Annotated in this window: 16 protein-coding genes and 1 pseudogene; 10 read left to right on the top strand and 7 right to left on the bottom strand. The window is 64.1% G+C overall.

All coding sequences use genetic code 11. The annotated features are described in order from the left end of the window. Nucleotides 1–63: 63 nt before the first annotated feature. Together QOH60_RS21855 and QOH60_RS21850 are read left to right on the top strand one after the other, a co-directional pair. Nucleotides 64–714, top strand: coding sequence for a hypothetical protein (locus tag QOH60_RS21855; protein WP_526423960.1), 651 nt, complete (start codon nucleotides 64–66; stop codon nucleotides 712–714). A gap of 261 nt (nucleotides 715–975) precedes the next feature. Then, nucleotides 976–1479 (top strand): hypothetical protein, encoded by a 504-nt coding sequence (locus tag QOH60_RS21850; protein WP_526423959.1) that lies wholly within the window; start codon nucleotides 976–978, stop codon nucleotides 1477–1479. Here the strand turns inward: QOH60_RS21850 and QOH60_RS21845 are convergent. Beyond that, a complete protein-coding gene (locus tag QOH60_RS21845; protein ID WP_526423958.1) occupies nucleotides 1476–3851 on the bottom strand; it encodes a lysylphosphatidylglycerol synthase transmembrane domain-containing protein in 2376 nt (791 codons plus the stop codon). The two genes, QOH60_RS21850 and QOH60_RS21845, sit on opposite strands and share 4 nt — an antisense overlap. Nucleotides 3852–4142: 291 nt before the next feature. Between QOH60_RS21845 and QOH60_RS21840 the strand changes: the two genes are divergently transcribed. Then, on the top strand, nucleotides 4143–7016 hold the full coding sequence (locus QOH60_RS21840; protein ID WP_526424147.1) for an MMPL/RND family transporter: 2874 nt from the start codon (nucleotides 4143–4145) through the stop codon (nucleotides 7014–7016). Nucleotides 7017–7041: 25 nt separating this feature from the next. Here QOH60_RS21840 and QOH60_RS21835 read toward each other — a convergent pair whose 3' ends face one another. Further along, the gene (locus QOH60_RS21835) at nucleotides 7042–8154 is read right to left on the bottom strand and encodes a hypothetical protein (RefSeq protein ID WP_526423957.1); all 1113 of its coding nucleotides are present in this window, start codon (nucleotides 8152–8154) and stop codon (nucleotides 7042–7044) included. A gap of 46 nt (nucleotides 8155–8200) precedes the next feature. Further along, nucleotides 8201–8863 (bottom strand): DUF1345 domain-containing protein, encoded by a 663-nt coding sequence (locus QOH60_RS21830; RefSeq protein ID WP_526423956.1) that lies wholly within the window; start codon nucleotides 8861–8863, stop codon nucleotides 8201–8203. A gap of 381 nt (nucleotides 8864–9244) precedes the next feature. Here QOH60_RS21830 and QOH60_RS21825 point away from each other — a divergent pair, with 381 nt between their 5' ends. From QOH60_RS21825 to QOH60_RS21795, 7 genes are all read left to right on the top strand, one after another. Beyond that, the gene (locus tag QOH60_RS21825; protein WP_526423955.1) at nucleotides 9245–10423 is read left to right on the top strand and encodes a glycosyltransferase; all 1179 of its coding nucleotides are present in this window, start codon (nucleotides 9245–9247) and stop codon (nucleotides 10421–10423) included. Between the two features lie 4 nt (nucleotides 10424–10427). Continuing rightward, nucleotides 10428–11441 (top strand): glycosyltransferase, encoded by a 1014-nt coding sequence (locus tag QOH60_RS21820; RefSeq protein ID WP_526423954.1) that lies wholly within the window; start codon nucleotides 10428–10430, stop codon nucleotides 11439–11441. Continuing rightward, nucleotides 11438–12916, top strand: a complete 1479-nt coding sequence (locus QOH60_RS21815; protein ID WP_526423953.1) for a glycoside hydrolase family 130 protein — start codon at nucleotides 11438–11440, stop codon at nucleotides 12914–12916. The genes QOH60_RS21820 and QOH60_RS21815 overlap by 4 nt, the downstream gene beginning before the upstream one ends. A gap of 261 nt (nucleotides 12917–13177) precedes the next feature. Further along, the gene (locus QOH60_RS21810; protein ID WP_526423952.1) at nucleotides 13178–13594 is read left to right on the top strand and encodes a hypothetical protein; all 417 of its coding nucleotides are present in this window, start codon (nucleotides 13178–13180) and stop codon (nucleotides 13592–13594) included. 320 nt (nucleotides 13595–13914) lie between these two features. Further along, nucleotides 13915–15093: a fatty acid desaturase family protein gene (locus QOH60_RS21805; protein WP_526423951.1), complete on the top strand. Its 1179-nt coding sequence runs from the start codon at nucleotides 13915–13917 to the stop codon at nucleotides 15091–15093. Between the two features lie 146 nt (nucleotides 15094–15239). Further along, on the top strand, nucleotides 15240–15878 hold the full coding sequence (locus tag QOH60_RS21800) for a TetR/AcrR family transcriptional regulator (protein ID WP_526423950.1): 639 nt from the start codon (nucleotides 15240–15242) through the stop codon (nucleotides 15876–15878). 69 nt (nucleotides 15879–15947) lie between these two features. Beyond that, the gene (locus tag QOH60_RS21795) at nucleotides 15948–16106 is read left to right on the top strand and encodes a DUF6307 family protein (RefSeq protein ID WP_526423949.1); all 159 of its coding nucleotides are present in this window, start codon (nucleotides 15948–15950) and stop codon (nucleotides 16104–16106) included. Nucleotides 16107–16131: 25 nt separating this feature from the next. Here the strand turns inward: QOH60_RS21795 and QOH60_RS21790 are convergent, their stop codons facing one another. The 4 genes and pseudogenes from QOH60_RS21790 to QOH60_RS21775 form a co-directional block, all read right to left on the bottom strand. After that, the gene (locus QOH60_RS21790) at nucleotides 16132–17403 is read right to left on the bottom strand and encodes an ABC transporter substrate-binding protein (RefSeq protein ID WP_526423948.1); all 1272 of its coding nucleotides are present in this window, start codon (nucleotides 17401–17403) and stop codon (nucleotides 16132–16134) included. Beyond that, the gene (gene fucP / locus QOH60_RS21785) at nucleotides 17400–18725 is read right to left on the bottom strand and encodes an L-fucose:H+ symporter permease (protein WP_526423947.1); all 1326 of its coding nucleotides are present in this window, start codon (nucleotides 18723–18725) and stop codon (nucleotides 17400–17402) included. The genes QOH60_RS21790 and fucP overlap by 4 nt, the downstream gene beginning before the upstream one ends. A gap of 123 nt (nucleotides 18726–18848) precedes the next feature. Next, nucleotides 18849–19787, bottom strand: a complete 939-nt coding sequence (locus QOH60_RS21780) for a carbohydrate kinase family protein (protein WP_526423946.1) — start codon at nucleotides 19785–19787, stop codon at nucleotides 18849–18851. Nucleotides 19788–19857: 70 nt separating this feature from the next. Then, nucleotides 19858–20133 (bottom strand): annotated as a pseudogene (locus tag QOH60_RS21775) (NCS2 family permease); the annotation flags it as partial.

Below are 20133 nucleotides of genomic sequence, written 5' to 3'. Positions count from 1 at the left end.
CCGTTTCTTTACGCGATTCTCCCGCTGACGCTGGCCGGTGAGCTCCAGCAGGGCGTGCCCTTCGTGCGCGGAGCTCTGCTCAGCGATGCCACGGTCAGCGGAGCGCTGAACGACGCGGTGACCCACATCATCGACAACGACCTCAACCTGGTGTTGCCCCGCGCCCAGAATGCGCTCGAGGTGGCGGTGGTCGGGCTGATCGATCTGGCCACCAACGCCGTCACGCAACCGGACAATATCGTGCAGGCGCTCAACGACTTTCGGGCGACGGCGCTCGAAGGATTGATGCAGCCGCCCGGCACGATGCCGCCCGCGACCGCTCACAATGAGCTGGAAGCCGCCGTGATCAAGGCCATCGACATCACGTCGGCGTTGACTTTCCAAGCGCCCGAACGGTTGTTGCTCGGCTTGACACAGGCAGGCGACGCGTTCTTCAGGACGATCGGCAACACGGGCGACATCGGTGCGACCTTTCAAGCGGTGGGTTCCTCTGTGTCGACGACGCTCACCGACTCTCTCGCCTTCATCAATCACGCGTTCAACGAGCAGGTTCCGGTGTCACCGATGGCAAGCATCTCGCGCGTACCGAAACCGCTTGCGGCAGTGACGAGTACGACGGTGAAGATCAACGCTCTCGAGAAGGCGCCGGCAACCGCGTCATCCGGCCTCGACGCACCGAAGGTGCAATCGAAGTCCGGCCAAGCGATTCCGTGACCGCCGCAAAGACCCCGGCCCAGAAGGCCAGCCCAGTCGCCTCGTTCCGTAAGCGCCATCAGCCCGATAACGCGTCGGTGAAAGGGCCCCAGAACGACAAGCCGCGCAACCACACACGCGGAGAATCCGGCACATCGCGGTAGAGGGCGCCGACCGCCAATTTCTCCAACCGAAGCGCGCGACGACGCCGGATGTGGTCGGATAGCCGAAGGACACCCGGCACACACCGGATAGCCGCAACGCGAACGGGGAGGGAGACCGATGGCACCGCGATTGCGTCGACGCAATCCGTACGGATGGTTGGCGCTCGTCGCGCCGTTGGTGATCGTCGCCGCCGTGGTCATCGGTGTCCTGGCGGTGAAACAACCGGAGCCGCTGCCGTCGTCGTCCTCTGCGGCGGTGCATCCGTCGGCGTCTGCGGTCGCGCAACCGCCCAGCAACCCGCTTCCCGATTTGGGCGGTCCGCGTTCGCTTCTGGTTCCGGAAGTGACGCTGCCCCCCGGAGCACGGCAGTACTCAGGAAAGCCCGCGCCCCCGGGGTTCGAGTTCTGGGAGGTTCCGGGCAGCTACGACCGGCTGGTGGCGCTGATGCGGTCCGAATTGCCCACCCACGCCGAGTTGAACGGCATGCCGTGGTGCGGCGAGGTGACCGACAACATGACGTCATGGGCGTGGGGGTTCGCCGCCGACACGATCGGCGTGTCACTGACCGACGGCGGCGTCATGATCACGCGCCTTCCGAAGCCGCAGGGTTGCCGTCCTTAGATCAGCTCCCGCTCAGTCGCCCACCGCATCACCCGCCAGCCGACCACCACCGGCAGCCAGCAGGTGAGCACCCGGTATAGCAGCACGGACGGCACGGCCACGGCCGGAGACACCCCGAACGCCGCCAGACCGCCGATCAGCGCGGCCTCCACGGCGCCGATGCCCCCGGGAGTCGGTGCGGCCGAGGCAAGCGTTCCACCGACCATGGTCACGACGGTGACCGCGACGAACGAGGTGCCACCGCCGAACGCCTGAAGGCTGGACCACAGGGCCAGTGCCGCGCCGAGAGTTGTTGTGGCAACACCGAGAACGATGATTGCCAGGCGTTTGGGTTCGAATGCGAGTTCACGGAGATCGCGCCCGACCTCAGCGATGCGCGGCCGCAATTCCATCCCGAGCCAGCGCCGCAGCCGTGGCACCAACAGGAAGACGCCGACCCCACCGAGCGCCAACCCTCCGATCAGGTACAGGATCGTGGCGGACGGGACGAAGTGAGAGAGGTCCGCCGTCACGCCTGCCGCGGTCGTGAAGACGATGAGCAGCGCGATGTGGACGACGACCTGCACCGTCTGCTGAAGGGCGACCGATGCCGTCGCGCGCACCGCAGTCAAGCCGCCCTTCTGCAAGAACCGGGTACTCAGCGCGAGGCCGCCGACGCCCGCCGGAGTGGTCGTGGCCGCAAAGGTGTTGGCCACCTGCATCACAACCAGAGTCTTGAAGTCCACCAACCCGTCCGCGCACGCCCACAGCGAGGCGGCGGCACCGACGTATGTCATCGCCGAGACCGCAAGTCCGAGTAGTGCCCACCACCAGTGGGTGGTTCGCAGCTCGGAGACGAATGTCGGAAGCGCGCTGATGAAGGGATAAGCCACGTAAACCAACGTGGCGAGCAGCGCGAGTTGTATCAGCTGGATGGGCGTGAACCGGGTGATCGTCTCCGTTTTGATCTGATCGGTGCCTGTCTGACGCTTGACCTCGTCACGTGTGTCGTTGATGACAGCGCCGGCCTTGTTGACGGAGTCGCGGATTCGTTTGGGCACAGCGACTTTCGAGAGTCGGCGGGATGCCTCGAGGATGGTCTGCTTACCGCAGACGTCGATGGCCGCGGCGACCGCCGCCTTTTGACCGTAGGTGTCTGCCGTGGTCACCAGGAGTTGGGCGATGTCCGACTGGAGTTGGGAATCGGTCGCGCCGTATTCCGCACTGCCGAACCCGCCGAACCGCACGGCGCCGTCATCGACGGTGATCTCCATGCCGCGCAGGTCGCCGTGCGAGATCTGTTGGTCGTGCAGTTTATGTAGCGATTTCCACACGTCGGTGACGTCCGTCGATTCGGCGGCGTCGTCGAGCGGCGTCCCGCGCTCCGGGGTGCACGCGTAGAGCATCCAGTCGCCGTTGAGCGGGGCGACGGCAACGGGTGACGCGTTGGCCAGGCCGAGCTGGTCGATCGCGATCGCCATCAACGCGCGATGTTCCACGGTGCGGCGCAGAGAGGTTTGCAACGGCACGGTTTCGCTGCCCCGCAGCCGCAGCTTTCGCCACAGCTGGCCCATCGTCCTGCCGCTGCGGTGGTCCGGGCCGAACAGCTCGACGATCGTCGTCGCCTCCGGCTGTATCGATTTCGCGGACAGCACGAGCGGCCCGCCAGTGGCGGGGTGCACCACCGTGAGCTCGGTGACCGTCACGCCCTGGCGGTCCAGCGCGCGCACGGCGTCTTCGAGCGGGACCTCCAGCGCGGGTGTCCCGACGATCAGCACCACGAGCGCTCCGACGAACCAGCCGACCGCAAGCCCAAGGAGGGTGTCGGCGGGAACCACGGCGGACACCAGAAGGTGGATCGGCACAAACGCCAGCAGCAGCGCCCACCACCAGCGCCGCCAGCTGGCAGGGACCCACGGCCCCGACACCGTCAGAACCGCGGCCAGCATCGCGATCCACCGGGGGTCATCAAGGAATCGCGACAGATTGGTGTCGAGCTTGTCGGACAGGTCGAAGTGCCACTGCGGCCTGGAGAAGCCGCTGCGTTTGATCGACAGCGCCAACACGGCAACCAGTCCCGCTGCCCCGTACGCGCCGAGGAGCTGCCATCGACGGCTGATGATCAGTCCGATCAGAATCACAAAGGGAAGTGCGACGATCGCGACGCCGTAGATCAAATAGACGAGGCTGGCCTGGGCGGGTGCCAGGACGCCGACAATGCGGGAAATGGATCGCTCGAGTGCGACCCACTTGGTCCGGGTGATCAGCGAACCGGCGATCACGAGCGCAAGGAACCCGGCCGCGAGGGCAACGCGAAGCATTTCGTTGGTTCGCCGGGTCAGCGGTTGCAGCAGGTGGCCCGAGACCGTGATGGTCCGCCCGTCAACTCGCATGGTTCAACGATCTCTCGATCCGCCTCAGACCGCGTCAGCGGCTCGCGGACAACTTACCGTCGGTCCTGTCTTACGGGTTCACAGCCAGCTCTCAGTTTCGGGGTTAGCGGCGTTCATCTCAACCACTTGGCATAATCTCTTAATTCTTAAGTGGGCTAACTGACTGTTGGCATGCCAAGCGGAAGGAATGACGATGGCCGGCGTCGCGGATGATGCCGGGGATGTGCGCGCCGCGGATCGTCGTCGCCATTCCACACGGATGGTCCCGTGAGCACCGACGGGACCACCGAGGTGACCGACCCGCACGCCGACCACCCGTTCGCGCAGCCCCGGCTTGCCCACGCGCTGCGCCTCGCATCGGTGCCGATGCTCCTGTTCTGGATAGGGCTGACCGTTGTCCTGAACATGTTTGTGCCGCAATTGGAGAAGGTCGGCGAGGCGCACACCGTCTCGATGAGCCCCAAAGATGCACCGTCGATACAGGCCATGAAGCGGGTCGGCCAGGACTTCAAGGAATTCGATTCCGACAGCTCGGCGATGGTCCTGCTCGAGAGCGACCAGCCGCTGGGCCCGGACGCCCACCACTACTACGACGGCCTGGTCAAAAAGCTCGAGGCGGACAAGAAGCACGTCGAGCACATCCAGGACTTCTGGGGCGATCCGCTCACGGCGGCCGGCGCGCAGAGCGCCGACGGCAAGGCGGCCTATGTGCAGCTCTACCTGGCTGGCAATCAGGGCGAGAGCCTGGCCAATGAGTCGGTCGAAGCCGTGCACAAGATTGTCGAGGGCACGCCACCCCCGCAGGGAATAAAGGTCTACGTCACCGGTCCGACGGCGCTGCTCGCCGACCAGCACCACGCGGGTGACAAGAGTGTCGCGAAGGTCACCATGATCACCATTGGCGTGATCGCGCTGATGCTGCTGGTCGTCTACCGCTCGATCCTGACCGTCGTCCTCATATTGCTCATGGTCTTCATCGAGCTGGGCGCGGCGCGGGGGATCGTCGCCTTTCTCGGTAACAACAACATTATTGACCTTTCGACATTCGCGGTGAACCTGCTGGTCCTGCTGGCCATCGCCGCCGGCACCGACTACGCGATATTCCTCATCGGTCGCTATCAAGAGGCGCGCCAATCAGGCGAGGACCGAAAAACCGCGTACTACACCATGTTTCATGGCACGGCGCACGTCATCCTTGGCTCCGGCTTGACGATCGCGGGGGCGATGTACTGTCTGAGCTTCACGCGATTGCCCTACTTCCAATCGCTCGGGGTGCCATGCGCGGTCGGCATGCTGGTTGCCGTCGTCGCTGCGCTGACGCTCGGCCCCGCCATGATCGTCGTGGGTGGCAAGGTCGGGTTGTTCGACCCCAAACGCAAGATCAAGACGCGGTTCTGGCGCCGGGTCGGTACGGCCATAGTGCGTTGGCCCGCACCGATTCTCGTCGCATCGTGCGCGCTGGCGGTGGTCGGCTTGGGCGCGCTTCCGGCCTACAAGACGAGCTACAACAACCGTTACTATCTGCCCCCCGACGTCCCCGCCAATGTCGGATACGCAGCCGCCGACCGGCATTTCCCGCAAGCCAGGATGAATCCCGAACTGCTGCTGCTTGAAACGGATCACGACGTGCGTAACCCGGCCGACATGCTGGTCGTCGACCGGATCGCCAAGGGAATCTTCCACCAGCCCGGCGTCGGCCGCGTCCAGACCATCACCCGGCCGCTGGGCACGCCGATCGAACACACGTCGATCCCGTTCCTGATCAGCATGCAGGGCACCACGCAGACGATGAACCGGACCTATCTGCAGGAGCGGATGGCCGACATGCTGGTCCAGGCCGACGAGATGGGCAAGACCATCGACAACTTGCGGCACATGCTGGCAGTGACAACGCAACTCGTCGCGATCACCCACTCGATGGTGCAGAAGACCGACCAAACCATGGAAGACACCAACGAATTGCGGGATCACATCGCCGATTTCGATGATTTCTTCCGGCCGGTGCGCAATTACTTCTATTGGGAGCCGCACTGTTTCGACATCCCGGTCTGTTGGTCGCTGCGGTCGATATTCGACACGCTCGACGGCATCGACCTGGTCGCCGACGACTTGGCGAACCTCGACGCCGACCTGCACCGGCTCGACGAGACGATGCCTCAGCTGCTGACAATCATGCCGCCGATGATCGAGACCATGTCGACCATGCGCAACATGATGCTGACGATGTATCAGACGCAGAATGGCCAGCAGAGCCAGATGGAGGCCTTGCAGAAGAACGCGACGGCGATGGGCGAGGCGTTCGATGCGTCCAAGAACGACGACTCGTTCTATCTGCCGCCCGAGGTGTTCGACAACCCTGACTTCAAACGCGGCCTGAAGATGTTCGTCTCACCCGACGGTAAGGCGGTCCGCTTCATCATCTCGCACGAAGGCGATCCCGCAACGCCCGAAGGCATTTCGCACATCCCGACGATCAAGAATGCGGCGTTCGAGGCGATCAAGGGCACACCCCTGGAGGGATCGAAGATCTACCTTGGCGGCACCGCGGCGACTTACAAGGACATGCAGGAGGGGTCGAACTGGGACCTGCTGATCGCGGGCATCGCCGCAGCGTGCTTGATCTTCATCATCATGCTGATCATCACGCGCAGTGTGGTCGCCGCGGCGGTTATCGTCGGCACCGTCCTGTTGTCTCTCGGCGCGTCGTTTGGGCTCTCCGTGCTTCTCTGGCAACACATTCTGGGCATCTATCTGCACTGGATGGTGCTGGCGATGTCGGTCATCCTGCTGCTGGCGGTGGGGTCGGACTACAACCTGCTCCTGGTTTCGCGCTTCCGGGAGGAGATCCACGCGGGCCTGAAAACCGGAATCATCCGGGCAATGGCGGGGACCGGCGGAGTGGTGACCGCCGCCGGCCTGGTGTTCGCGGCGACGATGGCCTCCTTCGCTTTCAGTGATCTTCGGATCATGGCCCAGGTCGGCACCACCATCGGTCTCGGCCTGCTGTTCGACACGCTGATCGTGCGGTCGTTCATGACGCCGTCGATCGCGGCAATGCTCGGACGCTGGTTCTGGTGGCCGCAGCGGGTACGTACCCGCCCGGTTCGGCCACGCGGCGGTTCGGATGCCCCTGCAACAGATCGGATTCCGGTCACGGCCGGATGACGGGCCCGCGCAGGACTGCGTGCGGCTATTGCGCGTCGCGAGCGAGCTTGGCTGCCGGTCGGCGCGGGGGGATCGGCGTCGACGGCCACCGCCGCGGGCCGGTCCACAGCGCGTGTGGTGCGTCGAGTTGCCTTGCCAACAGCAGCGCAGCGGTGTCGTAGTTGGCGCGCCATCCACGAAAGTGCGGCCACGCCTGCTCGTCAGTGCGCTCGATCGGATACCCGACGTCGCGAAGCATTGCGGTGGCGTGCCTGAATTCGTCGAACGACACCGCGATCGGTGCGTCCGGGTCCGGATCATCGGGTACCTGCAGCCGCAGCGTGGCCGCGATCTGTTCCAGCGCGACGAAGCCCATCCGAAGTGACAGCCGCGCAGACAGTTTCGGTTCCCGCGAGGGAGCCAGCGCCAAGTGCAAAGCCGCGGCGTCCATCACTGCGATCAGCGAGATCAGCCAGTGTGAGAGCGGGCGCGGTGACCGGAATCTGGTCAACGTCGGATAGGTGGTGTGGGATTCGGCGACCTCGGCGGCCCATCGCTCCCATGCGGTGAACAGCTCGTCGAGCACGGTTCGGGTGTCGCTTTCATAGATGCCCCACCGGGTGCGGGCGAGAATTTCGGGTCCCCACGCCGGCACCCCCGCACGGGAAGCAAGCAGGCTCACCTCCGTCTCGCGCCGGTTGAACGCGGCGTAGAGGGCAGGTAGATAGCCGACCTGCAAACCGATGACGACCAGTCCGGTGAACGCTGCGACGTATTCGAGCGTGGTGCTGCCCGTGCTGACCGGTGCGGCGTAGCCGAGCGTGAACATCGACGATCCCGCGTCAGCGAAAGCCGGTCCCCATCGGCCGTCCTGGCTGGGTAGCAGCGTCAGCGCAAAACCGGTGACGAGCAAGGCGAGCCATGCCGCGAGCCGCACCAGCAGCGCCAGCGGCGACTGCCAGGCAAAGATGCGGTCACGAAGCCGATACGTCGGGACGCGCCTGGCCAGTTGCAGGAAGACGGCGTCCAGTACGCGGTCGATCAGCCGCGAGATCCGCGAGTTGATACTGCGTGGCACCACAAGGGTGCCGACGATGCTCGACAGAGTTCCGACGACAACGAAGACCCCTGCGGCGAAACCCAGCCACGCACCGATCACTAGAGCATTGAAGCGAACGGCGGATGAGTTGCGCTACAAGGAGGCATCAGTGGTGGGAATTGCCGAGGCCCGCAATGAGGTTGATCGTTGTCGCCAAAATCACCGCTCCGAGCAGGTAGGACAGTAAAGCCTGTCGCAGCGCGGTGGCGCGGATCGTGCGCGTCTGCAGGTCGGTGTCAGATACCTGGTAGGTCATGCCGAGCGTGAAGGCGAGATAGGCGAAGTCGGCGTACGCCGGATCTTCGTCCTGGTTGAAGTCGATGCCGCCGACCTGGGGGCCTTGGTAGTAGAGGCGCGCGTAGCGCAGCGTGAAGACGCTGTGCACGATCAACCAGGCCGCGACGACCGCGCCGAAGCCGACCGCGGCGGCGATGTCGGCTTCCCCGCCGCTCTTCGATCCCGCCATCAATACAAGGCCGACGCCGAGCAGACTGGCCAAGCTGGCGGCGACCATCAGCGAGTCCGTCATCGTCTGCGTCGGGTCCTCGCGGGTCGCATGCGAGGCGGTTCGCTGTGGGCTCATCCGTCCCACCGTGATCCATGTCCAGGACAGGTAGACGATTGCCGCCGCGATCCATCCCGTGGCTGGCGCGTACTCGATCGGCGCGCCGAGGCTTATCCCGATGCCGACAGCCACGCCGACCAGGGCGGCGACCCCGGGACGAATGGCTGCTAGTCGCGTCGTTGCGCGCGTATCGGCAGCTTCCACAACGCGAGTGAATCATCGGCAAGCCCGCACCCGGACCTGACACGCCGAAGCGGCCGGGACACTCGCATTCGCGAAACTGCAGCCACTGCGACGACACGCCGGCGAGGACCGCCGCAGCTTCAGTTTCGCGGGCGTCAGGCGGGCGCTACGCGTCACGCACCAAACAGCGTGTCGATCCATCCCCAGGCGAAATAGAGCACAAAGCCAACGGCCACGACCTAGAGCAGCGGGCCTGCCCGACGCCCTGAGTTCACTGCTGGGGTGTACGGTCAGGGTATTGGGAACCCAGTCAGTCCGGGATGCGCCCCAGCCCTCTTCAGCTGATCGCCGAGCAACCGCTCACGCCGGACACGCCCGCATCAACCGCCCGTCGGGAATGCCTTGAACGCTCCAACCTTCTTTCCATCGCTGCTTCACCCTCTTGGTGCACAACATTTTTCCGGACCTGCAAAGGTCGGCGTCCTCAGTACATATCCGCCGACACCCTGCGGGCTGGCGACGTTCACCGCGGCTCTGTCCGATGCGCTGTGCACGCATGGCGCCGACGTCAGTGTCGTAAGGGTGGCCGACGGGTCGCGGTCTTCGAGTGACCGGGTGATCGGAGAACTGGTCAACGGCTCAGCATCATCGGTGTCGGCATGCGCAGACTTGTTGAACCAGAGTGATGTCGCGGTGATCCAGCATGAATATGGGATCTACGGTGGCATCGACGGCGACGAAGTGGTGGACATCATCGGCGGAGTGCATGTGCCGTCGATCGTGATTGCCCACACGATCCTCAAAGATCCTACGCCACACCAGCGTTCGGTGCTCGAGGCGATTGTAACGATGGCGGATCAGGTCGTCGTCATGTCACAGGGCGCGGGCCATCGATTGTGTGAGGGTTACGACATCGATCGGGGAAAGGTCACCACAATCCCGCATGGTGCGAGCATCCCCAGCGGTCCTGCTCTGAAGCGCCCCACCAGACCTACGCTCTTGACCTGGGGACTACTGGGCCCGGGAAAGGGTATCGAGCGGGTGATCGAAGCGATGGGCTCGCTGCGTGATCTCCCCGGCAGGCCGCGATATCTGGTTGCCGGACAGACGCACCCGAAGGTCCTGGCGAACGATGGCGAAGCGTACCGCGATGCCCGTATGGAACAAGCGCGGCGCAGCGGAGTAGCGGATTGCGTGTCCTTCGACGCCCGCTACCGCGACGTGTCAATGCTGACTGCCCTCGTCCAGTCCGCGGCGGTTGTCGTACTGCCCTACGACTCCACCGATCAGGTCAGCTCCGGTGTTCTGGTCGACGCCATCGCGAGTGGCCGGCCAGTCGTGGCCACCGCTTTTCCTCATGCCGTCGAGCTTCTCGGCACTGGCGCGGGCATCGTCGTCGGCCACGACGACCCTGGCGCGATGGCATCAGCGTTGCGCCAGGTCGTGACGCAGCCGCGCCTCGCCGGTTCGATGGCGGCCGAGGCACGCCGACTGGCGCCCGAGATGGCGTGGTCGGTTGTGGCGAGCGCCCATTTGCGTCTGGCGCACCGGCTCCTCGCCCAGCGTCGGGAGGTGGCGTGACCCCATGACGCCATCGCCCAAATTCGACCACCTGCTGCGACTGACAGACCGTCGCGGCACCTTCGAGCACGCCTGCCTCAGCGAGCCTCAGCCCGAACACGGCTACTGCACCGACGACATGGCGCGGGTCCTCGTGGTCGCGACCCGGCAGCCCGACACCGACGGAGACCTGAACGGTCTTGCCGGCCTTGCGGTGCGGTTCTTGAACGAGGCGCAGGCCTTCTCCGGCGCCTGCCGTAATCGAATGGACCGCAATGGCCATTGGACCGACGAGCCGACCACCGAGGACCACTGGGGCAGGTGCATCTGGGGGCTCGGAACGGCCGCCGCGCACAGTGATGTCGGCTTGGTGCGCAGACTGGCCGTCATTCAGTTCGAACGCGGCGCGCACGCCCGGTCGAGATGGCCGCGGGCGTCAGCCTTCGCGGCGTTGGGAGCTGCCGAACTCCTTGCCGTCCAGCCCGAGCATTCGGCGGCACGCCAACTTATCACCGACTACGCCGCCGGAGTCGCCGAACCGAACGGCAACCCTCGGTGGCCGTGGCCCGAGCCACGGCTCACCTACGCGAACGCCGTTCTCCCCGAGGCAATGATCGCCGCGGGAGTGGCACTCGAAAGGCCACAATTGTGGCAGCGCGGCCTGGATTTGTTGGGTTGGCTGGTCGAGTACGAAACGGCCGACGGGCACTTGTCCCCGACACCCGCCGCGGGTAGGGGTGCAGATGACCTCCGGCCGGGATTCGATCAGCAACCGATCGAGGTGTCTACGCTCGCCGACGCGTGCGTACGTGCCACTGCCGTCGACGCCGGCGCAATCTGGCCTGACTGCGTTCTGGCCGCTGCGGCGTGGTTCGAGGGCGCAAACGACGCCGGGCAATCCATGTGGGACCCGGACACCGGTGGCGGATACGACGGCTTGCACGCCGACGGAGTGAACCGCAATCAGGGCGCGGAATCCACGCTTGCAGTGATCTCGACCTTGCAGCACGCTCGGCGCTTATCGACTGTCCTGCAATGACATCCGTGCGGGCCGGGCTCGTCACGCGCAGCCCGCACCAGCTCGCGCCCGACCCATCGAGGGTGATCGTCCGGCTGTTCGTGCCGGGCCAGGAAGGTTTCGAGCGGCAGGACTCCCGCACGGGAGCTGTGCTCGGGCGCGTCCTTGCCCTCGACGAGGACGAGGTGCGCTCGTCGTTAGACGATGTCGTCAGCCGCTTCCAAATGCGCCATCGAGATTTGGTCGGCATCTTCGGCCGGCATGCCCGCGAACTCGCTGACCGCTTGGACACCGATAAGGAACTCTCAGAGGCGCGAATGTTGTTGCTGGGTGCGACATTCACTAGCGAATACGCCATCGAGGGGGCAGCCCTGTGCAACCCCAGCGTTGTGGCGCACCCGGATCAGGTGGGCCTCGCTGCGGGAAGCCTGCGATTCGTGATGAGCGTGCGGGGCATCGGGGAGGGGCACCGATCGTCTATCGGGTTCCGCACCGGCGTAGTTGACGGCGCAGGCGGCGTCACGATCGATGTACCGAGTCCGTTCGCCAGCGTCGGGTCGGTCACGTCGACGCTGCTCGACGCGACCGTGTTCCGCAGTGAGCTCGCACGGTTGCGCGACGCCGGCGAGGCTGCCGATTACGTCCTCGACGCGCTCGGCGCGCGGTTCACCCGAGCCGACCTCGACGAACAACTCGACAAACTCCAGACCCACCTGAGCACCCGCAGCCATGCGCAGCAGACGATTTCACTGATACGCACCATCGCCGACCGGACCTACGCTGTCGAATTCGATGCCGGAATACCGCTTTGCGAGCGGGTCCTGTGGCCGGAGATGACCGCCGAAGCCGCCGGCATGGAGGACGCGCGCTTTGTCCGCTTCGTTGACGACGACGGGTCGGTCAGGTTCTATGCCACCTATACGGCCTATAGCGGATCTCAGATCAGCCAGCAGCTTCTGGAGACAGAGGATTTCCGGTCATTTACCTCCACGCCGATGGTCGGGCATGCTGCGGCCAACAAAGGCCTGGCGCTGTTTCCCCGCCGGATCCGCGGGCGTTTTGCCGCGATGTCGAGATCGGACCGCGAAACGAATTCTGTTGCCTACGCGGATCATCCGTTCGTCTGGACGGAATCGGTACCCTGCCAACAGCCGACCGAAGCGTGGGAGGCGTTGCAACTCGGGAATTGCGGTCCGCCAATCGAAACCGACGCTGGCTGGCTGGTGCTCACCCACGGAGTCGGCCCAATGCGCACGTATCGCATCGGTGCGATTCTGCTCGATCTCGACGACCCGACCCGGATCATCGGTCGGCTCCGCGAGCCACTACTGAGCCCCGCCGCCGATGAGCAGGACGGCTACGTGCCCAATGTCGTCTACTCCTGCGGGGCACTCGTGCATGCCGAGACATTGGTGGTGCCCTACGGAATCGGCGACGCCGCCATCGGCTTCGCTACCGTGCCCCTGGGTGACCTACTCGCCGCGCTCGACGGTTGAGAGCCCCGTGAAACCGATCGACGCATCGCGTGGTCTCCAACACTGTTTGTCAACAGTGTTGACAATAGTTCTGCCAGGGCGTTTACTGGAGATCTAGTTCTGGGAACCGCGCTGCGGCCGCGGCAGCTAATGCGCTTCTTGATTCTATTCCCGGACGATCGGGGCTCGCACTGGACGATTGGATCGCGTCGGGACAACCCGGCCCCATGGTCCGCCCGTCAGTCAAGGAGACCGAAACGACGAATGATGAGGGTAGGCGCGATGAACAGATTCCGAAGTCAACAGCGAAATACCTTTCGCAAGAACGTGATCCACGTAGGCGTTGGCTTCGTGGCGAAGGAGCGTCCGCACGTGGTGAATGCTCTGTCAACTCTCGGGCCGCACCTGGGAAAGTGGGACCCGCGTGACGTGGACGTGGAGGTCTCGCTGCAGGACCGCGGAGGCAAGGAGCAGCGCGTCACATTGCGCACGATCCTTCCCGGCCATCAGCCGCTGGTAGCAGTCGCGGTGAACCCGGACATCAACCGCGCGCTCTCCGAAGCGAAGCGCGAACTGGTCAGGCAGCTCGAACACCAGAAGTCGGCGCAGATGCCGATGAAAAACCGTCGGCTCCGACGCGCGACGATCCGGCATCCGGATGCTTCTGTGTCGCCTCAGAGCGTTGAATCCGCAAGCTAGACAAATGCAACCGCGCCCTCAACTGAGCGCAGATCGTGAGCAGTCGGGGCGGGTGCAGCGACGCGGGTGCATCCGTGATTCGGTGGCCAGCGGTGTCGAGGGGTCACCGACGACGCCGACTCGCCTGTACCGCTAAACCGGAGCTGCGTGCTCAACTAGTGTGTGTCCACAGCGTTGACATGCGGCGTGGTCACCGGTAATCTGAAAACTACGCCGATGCGCTGCCGTCGCCTCCATCCCGGCCGGTCGTCCGCACTCATTTCGGGTTCTTGCAAGAGCCCAGACCCTTGCCGCACGGCCCGGAATCAGCAGGACAAGCAATGGCAATTGGTGACATCGCCGCGTACTCGCATCTGAGTGAGGCGGACATCGAGACACTCGGAAACGAACTGGACTCCATTCGCTTCGACATCGAGGAGTCACTCGGTACGACCGACGCGGCCTACATTCGACGCACGATCACGTTCCAGCGAACGCTCGACCTCGCGGCCCGCCTGATCATCGCCTGCAGCAAATCACGAGCCGGCTGGGCCTTGGGGACCGCGTCGTTGGCCTTCGCCAAGATCGTCGAGAACATGGAAATTGGCCACAACGTGAGCCATGGCCAGTGGGATTGGATGAACGATCCGGAGATTCACTCCCATACGTGGGAATGGGACATGGTCGCTCTCTCCTCGCAGTGGAAGTACGCGCACAACTATCGCCACCACAAGTTCAGCAACATCATCGGCATGGATGACGATCTCGGCTTCGGCGTGATGCGGGTAACCCGCGACCAGCCTTGGCGGCCAAGCTATTTGCTACAACCACTTCAGAACCTCCTCTTGGCGGCCACATTCGAATGGGGGATCGCCCTGCACGACGTCGACTTGAATTGGACTCCGGCAACGACACGCGCAGAGAAGGGCGCCGGGGTGAAAGCCCTACTCGGAAAGATTTCCCGCCAAGCTGTCAAGGACTATGTCCTCTTTCCTGCCATGAGCCGTTCGCGTTGGCGCAGAACGGCATCCGCCAACGTCATCGCTAATCTCGTACGCAACCTATGGGCATACGTCGTGATTTTCTGCGGTCATTTCCCTGACGGCGTGCAGAAATTCACCGCCGACGTACTCAAGAATGAAGACCGGCCCGAGTGGTACCTGCGGCAGATGCTGGGCGCCGCGAATTTCAAAGCCGGCCCGCTGCTTGCATTCTCGAGCGGCAACTTGTGCTACCAGATCGAACACCACCTGTTTCCCGACCTGCCGAGCAACCGATACGCGCAAATCGCCGTCCGGGTTCGGGCGCTGTGCGACAAGTTCGATCTGCCCTACATCAGTGGTTCTCTTGCGCACCAGTATCTTCAGACACTGCGGACAGTCCACAGACTCGCTCTTCCTGACCGCTTCCTCGTGGCCACGTGCGACGACGCGCAGGAGACTGCTTCCGACCGGAAGCTGCAGACCGGCGCCAAGCAGGACGTCGCCACGGCCGATTCTGCATTGTGTCAACAATGTTGACGTACTGCGTTAACCTACGATGGGCTGACTCAGGATGAGCGAGGGGAGTGCTGGTCGCGATGCGGAAACAGCGGGCCGCGCCCGATCGAGGCGCCGACCGGACTGACCCGCCAGTCGGCCAAAGCGACCGCCCCGTCAGTCGGTTGATGATCCTGCAAGCCGCGCTGAGGATAATCGACCGTGACGGCTTCGACGGCTTGTCTATGCGTCGGCTCAGTGACGAGGTGGGCCGGGATCCCACAGTGCTGTATCGGCACATACCGAACAAGGGGGCACTGCTCGACGGTGTCGCCGAGATGGTGCTCGGGCAATTACGGGTTGATACGGCCGATCCAGACTGGGCGGGCCAGTTGCGCACCGTCGCTCACGAGTTCCGACGATTGGCAGTCGCGCACCCAAATGTGGTGGCACTGCTGGTGACTCGGCCGCTCGCGACCCCATTGGGTCAGCGGCCGCCGGGGATGCTGCGGCCACTGGAGGATGTCCTCGCTCTCCTCACCTCCGCGGGCTTCAGCGGCGTAGATGCCCTGCACATCTACCGGGTGCTCTTCGGCTATCTGCACGGCCACATCCTCACCGAGCTGCAGGAGGTCATCGAGCGGCCCGATGAGACCGACGCTGTGCTGCGCCTGGGGCTGCACCGGCTGACGGTGACCGAGTTCCCTCACGTACGCGCGCTGGCATCGGCACTCGCGTCGTACGACGGAGCCGCCGAGCTTGACCGCGGCCTTGATCTGCTGCTCCTCGGTCTGACCGCCACTCTGGCACCGACGCTGCGACGCTAATGGGCGTAGTGTCAAAGACATCGGGCAGCTCGGTTGCGAGCGAAGATGCCCGGCTAAAAAGGAAATGTCATGGCTTCGCCAACAACGTTCCACACGCCCTACGACGTACGTCTCGAACTTGTCAAGGACACGTTGCAGACTCACTCCAAGCTCAGTGACAAGGCTGCAGGGGAACTGGCCGTACATGTCCTGCACGCGCTGAACTCAGTTCCCGAGAAGATGCGCTGAGCAACGCCACTTCTGGATCCTTGGATCACCGTCCGCCGGGAAGCGGCACCGCGATCGAGTTCTGCAAGGTGTCGATGAACGCGTCGGCATTCTTGCTTTGCATGAAGGTCGCGACCGCGTCATAGAGTGCCTGCTGGAAATTCGTCGGCATCAGCTCTCCGTGGGTGATCGACAGCAGGATCTTGTCGTGCCATAGGGAATCCGACGCCTGACGCTGGTAGACGGAAAGCGACGCGACATCGACATCGTTCCGCACCGGCACCGAACCCTTCAGCTTGTTGAACTCGAGTGTCGTCTTCGGATTCGCCACCGTGTCAAGAAATTTGAGCGAATTGATCCCGTCTTTGGCGTCCGCCGACACGACGAAGGTGTCGATGATCGCAACGTAGGCGCCTGCTGTTCCCGGATAGGTGACATATCCGAAGTCCTTGCCTTCGGCGACGTGGTTCGCCTCCAACTCGCCGTAGACAGAGTCGTTCATCGACAAAAACGCGCATTCACCCGTCGCCAACTTCTTCGCCGCCTGGTCCCAGGTGAGGCCACCGGCGTTCGGGTCGACGTGGGAGGTGATCTGGCCGAATCGTGTAATCGCTTCTCGGAGTTGGCTTCCCCGCCAGTCAAACGAATCGTCACCGATCTTCTTCCAGCCGTCAGGTCCGACCACACCGAGCAGAGTGTTCTCGAAGAGCTCCGTCGCGGTGAACCGGTCCTTCCCGCCCAGGCACAGCGGTGTGCGACTGTTGGCTGCGACCTTGGCCAGGTCGTTGTTGAACGCATCCGGGGTGTACCCGGCCGCTGGGGGAGCGACGCCGGCGTCGTGGAGCAGCTTCAGGTTGAACCACAACACGTTTCCGCGATGCGACCCTGTCGGCACACCCCATTGCTTACCCTGGAAGGTCGCAGCGTCCCGCAATGTCGGAGGCAAGGTGGGAGCCAATTTTGTGCGCTCGTAAACCGCTGAGACGTCTGCGATCTGGCTGGCGTTGACCCACGCGCGAAGGGAACTGCCGACGAACGTCTGCCAGACGTCGGGAGGATCACCTGCGCGCAGGCGGGCCGCTAGCGCGACTTGGACACTGCTTCCTGCCCCGCCCGCGATCGACGCGTCGGTCACGTTGACGTTCGGGTTCTGCGCTTTGAACGCGTTGAGCAAGACCTCGAGGGCCGGATGTTCGGATGGGGAAACCCACCACGACATGACCTCGAGCCGGTCCGTCGGATCGGAGAAGTTGCCCTTCTGGCTGCCGCCGCATGCCGCGAGAACCATTGCCAGCGCAATAATCAGGACGCGTTTCATTGCTCTTCTCCCGCTGTGTGAGGTGCGGCCCTCAGGTCGAAGACGGCGAAGCTGGTGACGACGGCGAAGCAGACGGCGGGGACGACGAACGAGATCGCCGGTGAGGTCGCGTCGAGTAGTCGGCCTTGAATGAGCGGCATGATCGCCCCGCCGACGATGGCCATCACAAGCCCGGCCGCGCCGAATTTGGTTGCGGGACCCAGTCCTTGCAGTGCGACGCCGTAGATGGTCGGGAACATCAGAGACAGACAGAAGGACAGTGCGACGACGGCGGCCACGCCCGCGACGTTCGGCGAGAACATCGCGAATACGCAGAGCGCGACCGCGAGCAAGCCCAGAACCGTAAGTACCTTCGTTGGGCGGACCCGTCCGATCACCCACGTCATGATGAACCGGGATATGAGGAAGATGATCAAGCTGATCTGCAGGAGGAATCCACCCAGTTGCAGCGATCCGTTCAGCGCCTGCTGGGAGTACTGAATCAGGTACGTCCACGTACAGACTTGGGCTGCGACGTTGAAGAACTGCGCAACGACGCCGAACACGTAGCGCTTGTTCGACAGCAGAATCCGAAGAGGTGACTTCCCCTCGAGGTCGCCGGACTCGAACTCCTCGACGATCGGTGGCGACTTCTTGATGGCGATCACCAGCCCGATCGCGATCAACACGAAGCCGAGGCCGAGATAAGGCCCCATCACCGCACCGAGTTGACCGGCACGGATCGTCTGTGCCTGCGCGGGGTTCAGATCGGCCATGTTCACCGGCTCGTCCAACTTCGGCAGGATCAGTACCGCGGCCAACAACACACCGATGTTGGTGCCGACGGGATTGAAGGCCTGGGCGAAGTTGAGTCTGCGCGTCGCGGTCTCCTCGGGACCCAATGACATGACGTAGGGGTTTGCCGATGTCTCGAGGATCGAGCACCCGGCCGCGATCAGGAACAGGGCGGCCAGAAACGCCTCGTAGGTCATGATCTTGCTCGCCGGATAGAAGGCGATAGCCCCCGCGGCGGCGAGCAGGACGCCCGAAAGGAGCCCGGCTTTGTACCCGAACCGCTGGTTGATCAGAGCGGCCGGGATGGCCAGAAGGAAGTACGCACCGAAGTAGGCCAGCTGAACCAGCGAGGCCTGAAAGGTATTCATGTCGAAGATGCGCTTGAAGCCGGCCACCATGGGGGTCGTGAGGTCTGCCGCGACGCCCCACGCAGTGAAACAGCAGATCAGCACACCGAACAGCACCCACATCTTCGGGTACACCAGAGCCGGTTTGGAGCTGTTAGCAGCCGCTTTGGATGGCTGATCGGCGTGCTCGGTGGTCGTCATGATCGGCGCCTCTCGTTGACACTTCAGCCGCGACCGATATGTGATCTTCATCACGGTAGGGGCCGTATACCCCCACGCACCGCTGTTGACGCACCGAGAAAAATTCGCTCCTGCCGGCCCGTCTCAGTCGGCGCCGAGGCGCTCCGCCGCTCGATCCCGAGTTGCGCGATCCGGCAGGGCGGCGCCGGGCCGCGCGACCGTGAGCGCCGACGACAGCGCCGCGATCTGGACTACCCGCCGAAGCGTGTCGGCGGGGATGTCACGCAGTTGTCCGCGCCGGTCCGCACCGAGCAAGCCGGCGTCCCACAACGCGTCGATCAGTCCGGTCATGAATGAGTCGCCTGCGCCCACCGTGTCCACCACCTCGGTGGGGTACGCCGGTATCCGTAGATCGCCGTCCGCACAGATGGCATAGGAGCCATCTGCTCCGAAAGTGACCGCGACGATCGCAGGGCCGAGCGAGAGCCAGCGTGCGGCGAGCTCCTCGGGCGCTACGTCCGGCTCGAGCCAGCGCATGTCCTCGTCGCTGGCCTTCACCACATCCGAGCGGGCGACGACGGTTTCTACCCGGGACAGTGCCTGCGCGGGGTTCTCGAAGAACGCGGATCGGATGTTGGGGTCGAAGGTGATGGTGGCTGTCCTGTTGTGCTCGGCGACCAACTCGTCGACGCCGGTTGAGCCCGGCTCCAGCGCGGTGGCTATCGATCCGGTATGCAGGACCAAAGGCTGTGCGGGACTCACGCTCGACGATATCTGCCAGTCGATGTCGAAAGTGTATGTCGCCGAGCCATTTTCATCGAGCTCTGCGAACGCCGTCGCCGTGCGCGATGCTCCGGTGCTGGCCGCGACGAGGTGGACGCCGCTGTCGTGGAGGTAGTCGGCGATCCGCTGGCCACGGCGGTCAGTTCCGATCCATGTCAGGAACTCGACGCGACGACCGAGCAGGGCCAGGCCGACCGCCACGTTCAGTGGGCTGCCGCCGACATGTTCTCCAAGCGCTTGCCCCTGATGCGCAACGATGTCGATCAGCGCTTCCCCCACGACAAGAGCAGTATCGCTCATCGCACTCCTTCGACGCGTCGCGAACGGAGCGTATCGCTGCGCGGGGGCACGTATCCGGTAATAGTTGGAGTTAGGCGACGCCAATCAGCGTGTCGATCCAGCCGCGGGCGAAATAGAGCACAAAGCCAACGGCCACGACCCAGAGCAGCGGGCTGATCTCGCGGACCTTGCCCGACGCTCCGCGAACTACCACCCACGCGATGAAACCGACACCGATGCCGTTGGCGATCGAGTAGCTCAGCGGCATGACGGCGACGGTCAGGACGACGGGCAGCGCCACGGAGAAGTCCGAGAAGTCGATCTCCCTCAGCACTGAGGCCATCATCGTTCCGACGATGACGAGCGC

The sequence above is a fragment of the Mycobacterium sp. genome, assembly GCF_032159765.1.
Classification (GTDB): domain Bacteria; phylum Actinomycetota; class Actinomycetes; order Mycobacteriales; family Mycobacteriaceae; genus Mycobacterium.
Note: the sequence above shows the minus strand (reverse complement) of the source record. Positions and strands in the feature narration are given on the sequence as shown.

What these genes read in the sequence shown, in the direction of transcription:
- QOH60_RS21850 (WP_526423959.1), top strand. Translation starts at nt 976, where the DNA reads ATGGCACCGCGATTGCGTCGACGCAATCCGTACGGATGGTTGGCGCTC.
- QOH60_RS21845 (WP_526423958.1), bottom strand. Translation starts at nt 3,851, where the DNA reads ATGCGAGTTGACGGGCGGACCATCACGGTCTCGGGCCACCTGCTGCAA.
- QOH60_RS21820 (WP_526423954.1), top strand. Translation starts at nt 10,428, where the DNA reads ATGACGCCATCGCCCAAATTCGACCACCTGCTGCGACTGACAGACCGT.
- QOH60_RS21815 (WP_526423953.1), top strand. Translation starts at nt 11,438, where the DNA reads ATGACATCCGTGCGGGCCGGGCTCGTCACGCGCAGCCCGCACCAGCTC.
- QOH60_RS21810 (WP_526423952.1), top strand. Translation starts at nt 13,178, where the DNA reads ATGAACAGATTCCGAAGTCAACAGCGAAATACCTTTCGCAAGAACGTG.
- QOH60_RS21805 (WP_526423951.1), top strand. Translation starts at nt 13,915, where the DNA reads ATGGCAATTGGTGACATCGCCGCGTACTCGCATCTGAGTGAGGCGGAC.
- QOH60_RS21800 (WP_526423950.1), top strand. Translation starts at nt 15,240, where the DNA reads ATGATCCTGCAAGCCGCGCTGAGGATAATCGACCGTGACGGCTTCGAC.
- QOH60_RS21795 (WP_526423949.1), top strand. Translation starts at nt 15,948, where the DNA reads ATGGCTTCGCCAACAACGTTCCACACGCCCTACGACGTACGTCTCGAA.
- QOH60_RS21790 (WP_526423948.1), bottom strand. Translation starts at nt 17,403, where the DNA reads ATGAAACGCGTCCTGATTATTGCGCTGGCAATGGTTCTCGCGGCATGC.
- fucP (WP_526423947.1), bottom strand. Translation starts at nt 18,725, where the DNA reads ATGACGACCACCGAGCACGCCGATCAGCCATCCAAAGCGGCTGCTAAC.
- QOH60_RS21780 (WP_526423946.1), bottom strand. Translation starts at nt 19,787, where the DNA reads ATGAGCGATACTGCTCTTGTCGTGGGGGAAGCGCTGATCGACATCGTT.